The following is a 12,213-nucleotide window of genomic DNA, read 5'->3' on the forward strand; positions in this document are numbered from 1 at the left end:
GGGTTGTTTTCGATACTTTTGTTGTGCGGTTGGGGGAGCCTCGCGGCGCTCCCTACACCGCCGCGCGCGTGTTGAGATAGATCGAGTACAGCGAGGTTTGGCCGCAGATATAGAGCCGGTTGCGGCGGGGGCCGCCGAAACAGACGTTGGCGACGATTTCTCCGACCGGAACCGTGCCGATATGCGTGCCATCAGGCGCGTAGCAGAAGACACTGCGGCCTGCCGACGTCCAGATATTGCCATGGATGTCGCAGCGGAAGCCGTCATAGAGCCCCTCGGGACAGGTGGCGAACAGTGTGGCGTCTCCGTTCGTCTGCTGTCCCTCCACCTTGTATGACCAGATCGTTGCTGGCAGTCCGGGGACATGCGTCGCGCCGGTGTCGGCGACGTAGAGCCGCGTCTCGTCGGGCGAGAAGGCCAGCCCGTTGGGCTGCACCCGGTCGGACACGACGCGCGTGATCTTTCCGGAGCTGCCGTCGATCCGGTAGACGTTGGAGGCGCCGATCTCCGACGGGCTCTGCTGTCCCTCGTAATCGCTGTCGATGCCGTAGGTCGGATCGGAGAACCAGATCGAGTCGTCGGATCTGACCACGACGTCGTTGGGCGAGTTCAGCCGGCTGCCGTGGAACTGGTCGGCCAGCACGGTGATCGAGCCGTCGTGCTCGGTGCGGGTGACGCGCCGCATGAAATGCTCGCAACTGACCAGCCGTCCCTGGCGGTCGACCGTATTGCCGTTGGAATTGAAGCTGGGCGAACGGAACACCGACACCGATGCATCGGTCTCGTCAAACCGCATCATGCGGTTGTTCGGAATGTCGGACCAGACGAGGTAGCGGCCGGCCGGGAAATAGGCCGGGCCTTCGGCCCAGCGGCAGCCGGTGAAAAGCTTCTCGAGATTGACATGACCGATGACCAGCCGCTCGAAGCGCGGGTCGTGAGTGACATAGGGGAGCATGGGTCCTCCGCGATGAGCCGCAGGTTCTGAAAATTGCCCGCGTGCCGCTTTCCGTCACTCTGATCGACCCTGCCAAATTTGCAAGTGGTGCTTCATCGGCGGCGCGCTGATGCAAGGAAGTGAATGCCCGGGGCACGCCCGGGCATCCGCATTTGTAGAGCTCGTTGTGAGGCTTACTGCGACAGCTTCACGAAATTGGGAAACTTGAGTTTCCCTTCCGCGATCGCCTTCGGCCAGACCGTGATCTGCTTGCCGTCCTGCCACTGGAAGACCAGACCGGTCACCGCACCGGGGCCCGACTTGATGCCGTGGGTGAACTCGTCACTCTTGCCGTAGAACTGGATGCGGCCGATCGTACCCTCGAAGTCGGTCTTCTCCAGCTCGGCGACCATCTTGTCCGGATCGGTCGAGCCCGCGCGCTTGATTGCATCCGTGATGATGTAGACCTCGTCATAGGCGGTATAGCCGGTATAGGCCGGTGGCGTGCCGAACTTGGCCTTGAAGGCCGCCGCGAACGGTTTCGTCTTCGGCGTCACCGCGACGTCGGGCGTTGCGACCGCCAGCGACGGCACTCCGTCGGCGGCGCCGTTGGTGTCGTTCCAGAAGGTCGGGCTCAGGGCCTGCGCGCTGATGCCGAACATCGGGATCGGCACCTGCTGGTTCTTCCACTGCACTGTCGGCTGCACGCCGACATGCGAGATGCCGGTGACGATCACGTCCGGCTTCTTGCTCTCCATGTTGTTGAAGATCGGCGTGAAGTCGGTGGTGTCAGGTGAGAAGCGCACATGCTCGACGACCTTGAGGCCCGCCTTGGGCAGGCAGGCCTCGTAGCCGACGTCGAGCGGCTTGGTCCAGGCCGCGTCCTCGCTCATGATCGCGACCGTCTTGAACTTGAGCTGGTCGACGAGCAGGTCCTTTGCGGCATCGCAGACAAGCTGCGCCTGCGCGGCCGAGGTCAGGTAGCCGTGGAACGTGTATTTGTTCTTGTCATAGTCGTTATGGATCGCCTTGGTGATCTCGTTCGACGCAGCGCCCGGCGTGATCAGCGGCATCTTCAGCCGCGCCGCCCAGGGCTCCAGCGCCAGCACGACCTCGCTGATATAGCTCGCGATCACCGCGGAAACCTTGTCCTCGCTCACCGCGCGCTGGAAGGCGCGCACGGAGTCGGCCGAAGAACTCTTGTTGTCGTAGGTGACGATCTCGACCTTGCGGCCGAGCACGCCGCCCTTGGCGTTGATCTCGTCGGCGGCGATCTGCGCGCCGCCCGGCGTCGCCGCCCCCGCGATCGACTGCACCTCGGCGATGACGCCGATCTTGATGGGATCGCTCGATTGCGCATAGGCGGGCGCTGCGAGGCATAGCGCCAGCGCGGAGGCGAGAAGGAGGGTACTGCTCGGGCACGTCGTTGGTCGCATGGTCGTCTTCCTCTGCTTGTTATCGTTATTGCAATCGTCAGAGATACCCAGCGCCGGCCTCGCTTGCGAAGCGGCCGGGATCGCCCTCCCAGACGATCCGCGCATGCTCGAGCACGTAGACGCGGTCGGCGTGGGGAAGGGCGAAGGTCACGTTCTGCTCGCCGAGCAGCACGGTGATCGACGTGGTCTGTCGCAGCTTCTCCAGCGCCTTGGACAATTGCTCGAGGATGACGGGCGCGAGCCCCAGCGTCGGCTCGTCCAGGATCAGGATCTGCGGCTGCATCATCAGCGCGCGGCCGATCGCCAGCATCTGCTGCTCGCCGCCGGACAGCGTCTGCGCCAACTGTCCCTGGCGTTCCTTCAGGATCGGGAACAGCTCGAACAGCCAGGTGAGCTGCGCCGCGCGTGCCTCGTCGGTCAAATGCTGGCCGCCGAGATCGAGGTTTTCCCGCACCGACATTTCGCCGAACAGCTCGCGCGATTCCGGGCACTGCACGAGACCGCTGCGTGCGATCTTCGCCGGGCTCGTGCCGCGCAGTTTCTCGCCGCCGCGTAGGATCTCACCGCCATAGAGCAGGAAGCCGGAGATCGTGTTGAACAGCGTGGTCTTGCCGGCGCCGTTGAGGCCGACGATCGAGACGAACTCGCCCTCATGGACGTGGATCGATACGTTGTCCAGCGCCTGCGCCTTGCCGTAATGGACGCTGACGTTCTCGACCTGGAGCAGCGGGACCTTGTCCTTGAAGCTGGTCTCGGGCCGCGCATGGGTCTCGATCGCGCCGCCCAGATAGACCCGCCGCACGGTCTCGTTTCGCATCACCTCGTCGGCCTTGCCGGTGACGATCTCCTCGCCCAGATACATCGCGAGCACGCGGTCGACGAGCGCGGCGACGCTCTTGACGTTGTGGTCGACCAGCATCACTGCGCGGCCCTCGTCGCGAAAGCTGCGGATCAGGTCGGAGAAGACGTCGACCTCGGTGCGCGTCAGGCCGGCGAAGGGCTCGTCGACCAGCACCACCTTCGGGTCGCGCGCGATCGCCTTGGCAAGCTCGAGCCGGCGCAGATCGGCAAAGGGCAGCGTCGGCGGACGTCGGCTGATCACGGCGCCGAGTCCGACGCGATCGGCGATCCATTTTGCGCGTTCGACCAGCGCCTTGTCCGGAAACAGCATGAACAGGCTGTCCGGCAACAGCGCCACCATGATGTTCTCAAGCACGGTCTGCCGGTTCAGCGGCCGCGAATGCTGGAACACCATGCCAAAGCCCTTGCGCGCGATCTTGTGCGCGGGCAGCCCGGCGACGTTCTCTCCCTCGAAGATCACTTCGCCGGCGCTCGGGCGCTCGATGCCCATCACACTCTTCATCGCAGTGGATTTGCCCGAGCCGTTCGGCCCGATCAGGCCAAAAATCTCGCCGCCACGCAGGTCGAAGCTGAGATTTTTCACGGCCGTCAGCCCGCCGAACCGCTTGGTCAGGCCCCGAACGGCGAGAACGGAGGTGGTGGTGACAGTCTGATCCATCATGAACGCGCCTCGCGTGACAGGGCCGCTCCGAGGAAACCGCCGGGGAAGAAAAGCACCACAAGCAGCGCAACCGCCGAAACGATGAAGGTCGCAAGCTCGCCGGTCGGCCGCAGGAACTCGCCGGCCACGATCAGGAAGATCGCGCCCAGCGCCGCGCCGAGCACGGTGCGCCGGCCGCCGAGCACGGCCGAGACGATGACGTTGACGCCGACCGCGACGTCGACCACGGTTCCGACCGAGGCGGTGCCGAAATAAAACACCAGCAGCGCGCCTGACAGTCCCGAGAAAAACGCGCTGACAACGAAAGCGGCGAGCTTGTGCTTGACGATGTTGAAGCCGAGCGCGCCGGCCTGCACCGGATCCTGACCACTCGCTTGCAGCACGAGCCCGATCGGCGATTGCGACAGGCCGTAGAGGATGGCCGCCGAGATCGTCATGAAGCCGAGTGCGATCCAGTAGTTGGCGCCGGCGTCGATGGTGATGACGTCGGGGATGGTCAGCCCGATCTCGCCGCCGGTGAGATCGGCGAACACGACGATGAAGTTCTGGAGCATGAGCACGGCAACCAGCGTCGTCAGGCCGAAATACGGTCCCCGGACCCTGAGCGCCGGCAGCGCCAGCACGAGGCCGGCGATGACGGAGGCGAGCGCGCCGAGCACGATGCAGAGATAGACCGACCAGCCGAACTGGTTGTTGAGGATGCCGGCGGTGTAGGCGCCGACCCCGATCAGGAAGGTCGGCCCGAAGTTGACCTCGCCAGCGAAGCCGAACAGCAGGTCCCAGGCCATGGCGAAGACGCCAAAATAGAAGGCGACCGTGAGCAGGCCGAGGACATAGCCGGAGACGTAGAGCGGCAGCGTCGCGGCGATCGCGACGAGCGCGAGCGAGACGAAGAACAGGCGTGAGGTGAAGAATCCGGACATCTCAGCGCCTCCCCAGAAGGCCCTGGGGCCGGATGTACATGACGACCACCAGAAGCAGCAGCGCCGGAATAGTGCGATAGGCCGGCGAGACCAGGTAGGCCGTGATGGTTTCGAGATAGCCGACCACGAAGGCTGCGATCAGCGAGCCGGAGACGCTGCCGAGACCGCCGAGCACGACGATCGAGAACGCACTCGCGGTCAGCGGTCCCACGCTGTAGGAGCTGACTCCCAAGAACATCCCGAGCAGCACGCCCGCGATGCCGGCGAGCACGCCGTAGATCGCCCAGACCACGATGTAGATGTTGGTGAGCTCGAGGCCGAGCAGGGTGACGCCGCGCGGGTTCATCGAGGCCGCCAGCACAGCCTTGCCGGTGCGGGTGCGGTTCACCAGCAGCCACAAGAGCGCGATGACGAGGCAGCATACCACCGCGGTGAAGATCTCGTTGCGCGGCGTGCGTACGCCGAGAATGTCGACGACACCCTCGACGATCGGCAGCACGGTCTTGGCGTTGTTGGTGAAGAAATAGGCGATCAGCTCCTGGATCATGATCCCCCACAGCAGCGTGCCGGTGAGGACGAAGATTTCCTTCTCCTCATTGGGTATGCGGCGGGAATCCTGGATCGGCTTCACCACCGCGAAGTAGGTGGCAAAGGCGGTGATGAGCGCGACCCCGACACCGATCAGCGCGCCCGAATAGGTATCGACATGCAGGATGCTGGCGGCGGCCCAGGCCGCTACCGCTGCGGCCACCATGATGGCCCCGTGGGAGAGGTTGAGCACGCCGGAAACGCCGAAGATCAGCGTGAATCCGGTGGCACCGAGAGCGTAGAGGGCGCTGATGGCAAAGCCATCGATCAATATCTGGAATGCTCGCATCTATGACTTGCAATCTGGGCTGTGAGAGGCGGTCTCGCTGCCTCCTTGGATAGAAGGTGCTGCCTACGCCGCATGTGAAAGCTCCCGGGTGTTGGCCCGGGAGCTGTTCCGATCAGTTCGTGGTGAGCTTGATGAAGCTCGGGAACTTGACGTCGGTCTTGGCCACGTCCTTGGGCCAGACCGCGATCTGCTTGCCGTCCTGCCATTGCAGCATCAGGCCGGTGATCAGGCCCTTGCCGTATTTGATCGAATGGGTGAACGGATCGTCCTTGCCGTAGAACTGGACACGGCCGATGGTGCCTTCCCAATCGGTTTTCTCCAGCGCGTCGACCAGCTTGTCGGCGTCGGTCGAGCCCGCCCGCTTCACGGCGTCGGCGATGTAGTAGACCTCGTCATAAGCGGTGTATCCGGCGTAGGACGGATAGTTGCCGTACTTGTTCCGGAAACCTTCCGCGAACGGCACCGACTTCGGCGTCACCGCGACGCCGGGGCCGGAGACGCCCTGGTAGAGCACGCCTTCGGCCGCCTGGTTGCTGTCCTTGCCGAACGTCTCGTTGGTCGCCTGCGAGGAGATGCCGAACATCGGAATCGGTACCTGCTGGTTCTTCCACTGCACCGTCGGCTGCACGCCGACATGCGAGATGCCGGTGATGATCACGTCGGGCTTGGCGCCCTCGATCTTGTTGAAGATCGGCGTGAAGTCGGTGGTATCGGGCGAGAAGCGGATGTGGTCGAGCACCTTCAGCCCGATCTTGGGCAGGCATTCCTCGTAGCCGACGTCGAGCGGCTTGGTCCAGGCGGCGTCCTCGCTCATGATGACCGCCGACTTCATGTGCATCTTGTCGACCAGGAGGTCCTTGGCGGCGTCGCAGACCGAGAGCGCCAGCGCGGCCGAGGTCAGGTAGCCGTGGAAGGTGTACTTGTTCTTCGCGTAGTCGGCATGAACGCTCTTGCTGATCTCGTTGGAGGCGGCACCCGGTGTGACGAACGGCGTCTTCAGGCGCGAAGCCCAGGGCTCCAGCGCCAGCACGACTTCGCTGATATAGCTTGCGATGACGGCGTTGACCTTATCTTCGTTGACCGCGCGCTGGAATGCACGCACTGAATCAGCCGAGGAGGAGTGATTGTCGTAAGAGATGATCTCGATCTTGCGACCGTCGACGCCGCCCTTCGCGTTGATCTCGTCGGCGGCGAGCTGCGCGGCCTGCGGGATCGATGCGCCGGCGATCGCTTGCGCCTCTGCAATCACGCCGATCTTGATAGGATCTGCTGCAAATGCCGCGCCTGATCCGCTTATCAGTGCGCCGAGCGCTGCCGCACCGAGGAATATCCGCAATGCACCAGGGAGTATGTTCTTCATTCTGTTTCTCTCCTCTTAAACAAGCCTCTTTTGAGCTATTGGGCGCGACTATAACGGCGACGACAATCTCGGCAAGTGAAACTACATTCAGGATTGTGAGAGCCGGACTAAAGTCTAGCGCTGCGCAAATAGAGTGCAGGACGATCGTTGCAGTCATGCAGAATCCGCTGGCGGGCATGCGTTCGCGTCCGTCGCGAGCCGCAGGTGCGCCGCGACGCGAGCATGAGCGATCGACGCGAAGGCGGTCGCCTGGCTGACATTGTCGGGTTAACGTCGCGCCGCGCAGGAAGGTCCTATTGATGGCTCAACTCGTTCAATGCCGCCTCGTCAACGAGCCGTTCGCCGATCCCGGATTGCTGGTCGATTTCAGGTTCGGGCGGCGCGCCATGTTGTTCGACCTCGGCGATCTGTTCCCGCTGGCCAATCGGGAGTTGCTGCGCATCAGCAACGTCTTTGTCAGTCACCGTCACATGGATCACTTTGCCGGCTTCGATCAGTTGCTGCGGGTCAGGCATCATCAGCCGGGCCGTTTGCGCGTGATAGGACCGCCCGGTCTCATCTCGGGCATTGCGGGCAGGCTGACGTCGTATAGCTGGAATCTGCTCAACGAGGAATCGCCGGACTTCGAGATCGCCGCCGCTGAATTCTGTGATGGCCGGCTCGGTGAGTGGATCTGCTTCTCGGCGAGGCGGCAGTTTCAAAGCTCGCCGATCGAAGAGCCATCCGTTGCGCCGGGGCTAGTGTTTGCGGACGGCGATCTGAGGATCGAGGCCGCGACCCTCGATCACGGAATTCCCTGTCTTGGCTTTGCGTTGCAGGAAACCCAGCGCGTCAATGTCTGGACAGCCGGGCTCGCCGAGCTCGGCCTTCAGGTGGGGCCGTGGCTCAATGCGGCGAAAAGCGCGGTGCGTATGGGCGCGCAGCCGGGCACGTTGATTGAGATCGATAGCGGCCGGGCGATCCGGCTCGGCGAGCTGACCCGGCACGCGCTCAAGGTCGCGCCCGGGCAGCGCGTCGCCTACGTGACCGACGCCGCCTTCACCCCTGCCAACGCCGAAAAGATCGTTGCTCTCGCACGCGGCGCCGATCACCTGTTCATTGAAGCAGCCTTCGCCGCAGACGACGCGCAACTTGCATCCGAGCGCCGTCACCTGACCGCGGCGCAGGCCGGATATCTGGCGCGCGAAGCGGGCGTGAAGCGGATGACAACGTTTCATTATTCTCCGCGCTATCTGGAGACGCCGGACCGGCTGCGAGATGAGGCGGAGGCCGCGTTCGCAGGGCGGACAGCGTCGCTGGCATGAGCGGCGCCCGCGCCGCCAGCGTGATCAACGCGCTCGTAGCAGCGAGGGATCGAGCGGCGGAAGCCGGGCAGGATCGAACGGCGTCAGATCGACGCTGCGTGCTGCGCCTTCAGTGATCAATTCGGCAAACGCTTCACCGGTCGCTGGCGCATTGAGGATGCCCCACACATTATGCCCGGTCGCAACGTAAAGGCCCTCGCAGTTCGGCACCCGGCCGATCAGCGGCAAGCCGTCTCGCGTGAGCGGGCGGAAGCAGGCTTGCCGCGCGATGATCCTGTCGGCGCGAAACAGCGGCGACAGCCGTTCAGCGATCGCTTGCAGACGCTCGATCGCGTCCTGATCCGGCGTTACGGTCGCGGGGTCCACCGGTAGCGGCGCGACGTCCGAGAACGCTGTGATCAGCGTGCTGCCGTCCGCGCGCGGAAAAACCTCGATCGATATTGCGCCGCTGCTTTGCTCATACTCCAGGAATAGCGCATCGGCCGGAACGTCCCTGCCGGTGTCGTACACGATGCTCGGACTTCGCTGCCCGTACACGGCAGGCAGTCGCATCCATTGGGTCGCCAGCAGCGACCATGGTCCGATGGCGATGACAACGCCATCCGCCTCGATGACGCCGCCATCGGTCTCGACGCCCTTCGCGGTCGTTCCATCCGCATCGCGCGCGATGCCGGTAACGCGTCCGCGCCGCAGCTCGGCGCCCTGAGCGAGCGCTGCGTTCATCATCGCCGAGGTGAACTTGCGCGGATGGACGATGGCCGTCGTATCCGTCGTGCCGAGCCGGTGCGCGATGACGACGCCACTGGACAGCCAGTCGAGTGCCGACGGCGTGCCACGCAGCGCGTCGTCCCCGGCGACGAAACCGCCATAGGCGGTCATGCGGCGGTAGGCCCAATTGCCTGCGACCTCGTGCGGCAGTTGCGTGTGAAGCACAAAGCTGCGCCGCGCCAGCGCATCAAGCGGCGTCCCGGCGCACCAGTCGAGCGCCAGGAATCCCCCAGCCTTGCCGGATGCCGCGGCGGCAACTTCGGTCCGTTCGACGACGACGACATCGACGCCACGCCGGCTGAGAAAATAAGCGGTGCAGGCGCCGATCACGCCGCCGCCGCAGATGACAACGCGCATCGTGTCTTCCCTGGCAACCCCTTGACGCATCAAGGCGACTATCAAAACAATTCGGCGCCGGCGGGGCCCGCCGGCGCCTGATCAAGATCCGGCTCGCTCGCGCCGCCTCAGCCTGGCCCTGCGCCCTGCGTCGCGGTGTACACGGCGTAGAGCGACTGGCTCGCGGCCATGAACAGACGGTTGCGCTTCGGGCCGCCGAAGCAGACGTTGCCGCACACCTCCGGCAGGCGGATGCGGCCGAGCAGCTTGCCCTCCGGCGACCACACCGTCACGCCGCTATAGCCGACGGCGCGCCCCGCATTGCTGGATGACCAGACATTGCCGTTGACGTCGCAGCGCACGCCATCAGGCCCGCACTGCACGCCGTCGATCACGCAATCGGTGAAGCGCTTCTGGTTGGACAGCTTGTTGTCGCTGCCGACGTCGAACACGAAGATCTCGCCCTTTCCGCCCGCACCGGTATCGCCCGGACCCTTGCCGGTCGAGACGACATACAGCTTCTTGAAGTCGGGCGAGAAGCAGAGACCGTTGGGATCGGGCACCTGGTCCTCGCTGACCACGAGGTCGATGCGGCCACTGGGGTCGATGCGATAGCAATTGGTCGGCAGTTCGCGCTTGCCCGGCGTGAATCCGGCCGGCTGGCCAATCCGCGGATTGAGCTTGCCGCCGGCATTGCTCGGACCGCCGGGACCATCCGGCTCGCCCTCATAGAGCTGGCCGCCATAGGGCGGGTCGGTGAACCAGTAGCTGCCGTCGGAATGCGCGACGACGTCGTTCGGTGAGTTCAGCTTCTTGCCCTGATAGGAGTCTGCGAGCACCGTGGCGGTGCCGTCATGCTCGTAGCGCGTGACGCGGCGTGTGAGATGCTCGCAGGAGAGCTGGCGGCCCTGGAAGTCGAAGGAGTTGCCGTTGGAGTTGTTGGACGGCATACGGAATACGCTGACGCGGCCGTCGTCCTCGGTCCAGCGCATCTGCCTGTTGTTGGGAATATCACTCCACAGCAGATAGCGGCCCTGCGCGCTCCACGCCGGGCCCTCGGCCCACAACAGTCCGGTATGAAGCCGCTTGATCGCGGTGTTCGGTTGCGCGAGGTCGTTGAAGGACGGATCGACAGCGATGATGTCGGGGTCCCAGAAATAGGTGGTCGGCGCACCGTTTGGGCCGAAATCGCGCGGCGGCGTCGTGATCGTCGTCGGCGGCGCTGCCGGCGCGTTCTGCGCCAGCGCTGCGCCCGCGCCCGTCATGGTGGCGCCAGCTGCGATCGCAAGGCCCTGGACAAGTGATCGTCGTGAAAGCGTGGTGTCTGGATCGCGCTGCTCGGAATCGCATCGTTGGCGTGTCATCGCTTCCTCCCGGTGGGGTTCGCCGGCCGGTTGATCCCGGCCGAGCAGGGTCAGGTTAGTCCGACCAGCGTCGAGTTGCGAGTGCGGCCATTCTTCTTCGCACGGTTGAAGAGCGTGAGATTCAGAATGACATCGGCAGGTTCATAGGAGACCGGGTAAGCCATATTGACGTGTCGGTTCCGGGAAGTACCCATCTCAAGAAAAAATCAAGCACTTCTAAAGCCAAAAACACATGAAGGTACAGTCTGTTGAGATGGTTCTGTCGACTAATGACAGAGATCGCTCCTTCGGCAGCTCAAGAACTGGGATCAAGATCCCTGTTGGTCCGCCAGCCACAGCCCGGCGAGCCCCGAAAGTCCAAGAGCAAATTTCAAGACCACTGGATGGCCTGTTCCGTGCAGTTTGGTCGTGACGGTGGTGTCATGAAACGACGGGATTTCATTCGGCTCGTCGCCGGCGCAATGGCGTTTCCTGTGATTGCGCGCGCGCAAGAGGCACGGAAGATCTATCGCATCTTCTGGATCTCCACGGGCTCCGAGCCGGATCCGTTCCTGGACGGCTTTCGCGATGGGCTGCGCTCGCTGGGATATGTCGAGGGCAAGAACGTGGTTCTCGAGAAGCACTATGGCAATCCATCGGCGCTGCGCCAGGTCATTTCGCAACTGAGACGCGGCGACGTAGACCTTGCCGTTTCCAGTGGCCCGGCAACGCGCGCCATGGCTACGGTAAAGGACATCCCCGTCCTGTTTGCACTCAGCGGCGACCCGGTGGCTTTGGGGGTGGTCAAGAGCCTGGCGCAACCTGGCACCAATTTCACCGGCAGCACGTTCCTCTCGCTTGAGTTGGCGGGAAAGCGCGTTGAGCTGCTCAAGGACATTTGTCCCAGAATTCGCAGGCTCGCCGTTCTCTCGAACACGGACCATCCGGGGGAACCATCGGAGTGGCGCGCGACCCAGCAGACATGCGCCGGGCTGGACATCGTGCCGACCTATGTTCCCTTCTCCGGGGCGGGTGAACTAGACAATGCGCTCGAGGTGGCTGGTGACTCGGACGCCGACGCGATGCTCGTGTTTCCCGATGTCGTGACGATGGTCGATCGTGCGAAACTCGCGGAGTTCGCGCTGGCGCATCGGCTCCCTTCGATGTTCGGCTGGTCCGAGTACTGCGAGGCCGGCGGACTTTTGAGTTACGGCGCCAACCAGCGCGCGACCTATCGGTGGCTTGCGAACTACGCCGACCGGATCCTGCGCGGCGAAGATCCTGCCGTTCTTCCCGTCATCCGGCCTGAAAAATTCGAACTGGTGATCAATCTGAAGACGGCTCGGCTCCTGGGCGTAGAGCTGGATACATCTTCAATCCTGTTTCGCGCCAACAAGGTGATTTCCTGAG

10 protein-coding genes are annotated in these 12,213 nt (G+C 63.8%); 2 read left to right on the forward strand and 8 right to left on the reverse strand.

Going from position 1 to position 12,213, the window contains the following annotated elements; genetic code table 11:
* Positions 1-52: 52 nt before the first annotated feature.
* The 6 genes from YUU_RS0122885 to YUU_RS0122910 all read right to left on the reverse strand — a co-directional run bounded on the left by YUU_RS0122885 (position 53) and on the right by YUU_RS0122910 (position 7,052).
* The gene (locus YUU_RS0122885; protein WP_027524506.1) at positions 53-955 is read right to left on the reverse strand and encodes an SMP-30/gluconolactonase/LRE family protein; all 903 of its coding nucleotides are present in this window, start codon (positions 953-955) and stop codon (positions 53-55) included.
* Between the two features lie 173 nt (positions 956-1,128).
* Positions 1,129-2,370: an ABC transporter substrate-binding protein gene (locus YUU_RS0122890; RefSeq protein WP_027524507.1), complete on the reverse strand. Its 1,242-nt coding sequence runs from the start codon at positions 2,368-2,370 to the stop codon at positions 1,129-1,131.
* Positions 2,371-2,407: 37 nt separating this feature from the next.
* Entirely contained in the window at positions 2,408-3,889 is a 1,482-nt protein-coding gene (locus YUU_RS0122895) for an ATP-binding cassette domain-containing protein (protein WP_027524508.1), read from the reverse strand.
* Positions 3,889-4,815 carry a branched-chain amino acid ABC transporter permease gene (locus YUU_RS0122900; RefSeq protein WP_027524509.1) on the reverse strand — a complete coding sequence of 309 codons (927 nt, stop codon included), beginning with the start codon at positions 4,813-4,815 and terminating at the stop codon, positions 3,889-3,891. Before YUU_RS0122900 ends, YUU_RS0122895 begins: the two co-directional genes overlap by 1 nt.
* 1 nt (position 4,816) lies before the next feature.
* A complete protein-coding gene (locus YUU_RS0122905; RefSeq protein ID WP_027524510.1) occupies positions 4,817-5,692 on the reverse strand; it encodes a branched-chain amino acid ABC transporter permease in 876 nt (291 codons plus the stop codon).
* Positions 5,693-5,804: 112 nt separating this feature from the next.
* Complete coding sequence (locus tag YUU_RS0122910) at positions 5,805-7,052, reverse strand: ABC transporter substrate-binding protein (RefSeq protein WP_027524511.1); 1,248 nt, start codon at positions 7,050-7,052, stop codon at positions 5,805-5,807.
* A 299-nt stretch (positions 7,053-7,351) separates the two neighbouring features.
* On the opposite strand from YUU_RS0122910, the gene YUU_RS0122915 reads away from it, so the two are divergent.
* Positions 7,352-8,356, forward strand: a complete 1,005-nt coding sequence (locus YUU_RS0122915) for an MBL fold metallo-hydrolase (RefSeq protein ID WP_027524512.1) — start codon at positions 7,352-7,354, stop codon at positions 8,354-8,356.
* Between the two features lie 24 nt (positions 8,357-8,380).
* Here the strand turns inward: YUU_RS0122915 and YUU_RS0122920 are convergent, their stop codons facing one another.
* Both YUU_RS0122920 and YUU_RS0122925 read right to left on the reverse strand, forming a co-directional pair.
* The gene (locus YUU_RS0122920; protein ID WP_027524513.1) at positions 8,381-9,481 is read right to left on the reverse strand and encodes an FAD-binding oxidoreductase; all 1,101 of its coding nucleotides are present in this window, start codon (positions 9,479-9,481) and stop codon (positions 8,381-8,383) included.
* 107 nt (positions 9,482-9,588) lie between these two features.
* Complete coding sequence (locus YUU_RS0122925) at positions 9,589-10,824, reverse strand: SMP-30/gluconolactonase/LRE family protein (protein WP_027524514.1); 1,236 nt, start codon at positions 10,822-10,824, stop codon at positions 9,589-9,591.
* Positions 10,825-11,207: 383 nt separating this feature from the next.
* Here YUU_RS0122925 and YUU_RS0122935 point away from each other — a divergent pair, with 383 nt between their 5' ends.
* On the forward strand, positions 11,208-12,212 hold the full coding sequence (locus YUU_RS0122935) for an ABC transporter substrate-binding protein (RefSeq protein ID WP_245288073.1): 1,005 nt from the start codon (positions 11,208-11,210) through the stop codon (positions 12,210-12,212).
* The last annotated feature ends 1 nt before the right edge of the window (position 12,213 follow it).

This window comes from Bradyrhizobium sp. Ec3.3 (assembly GCF_000472925.1).
In the GTDB taxonomy this organism is placed as follows: domain Bacteria; phylum Pseudomonadota; class Alphaproteobacteria; order Rhizobiales; family Xanthobacteraceae; genus Bradyrhizobium.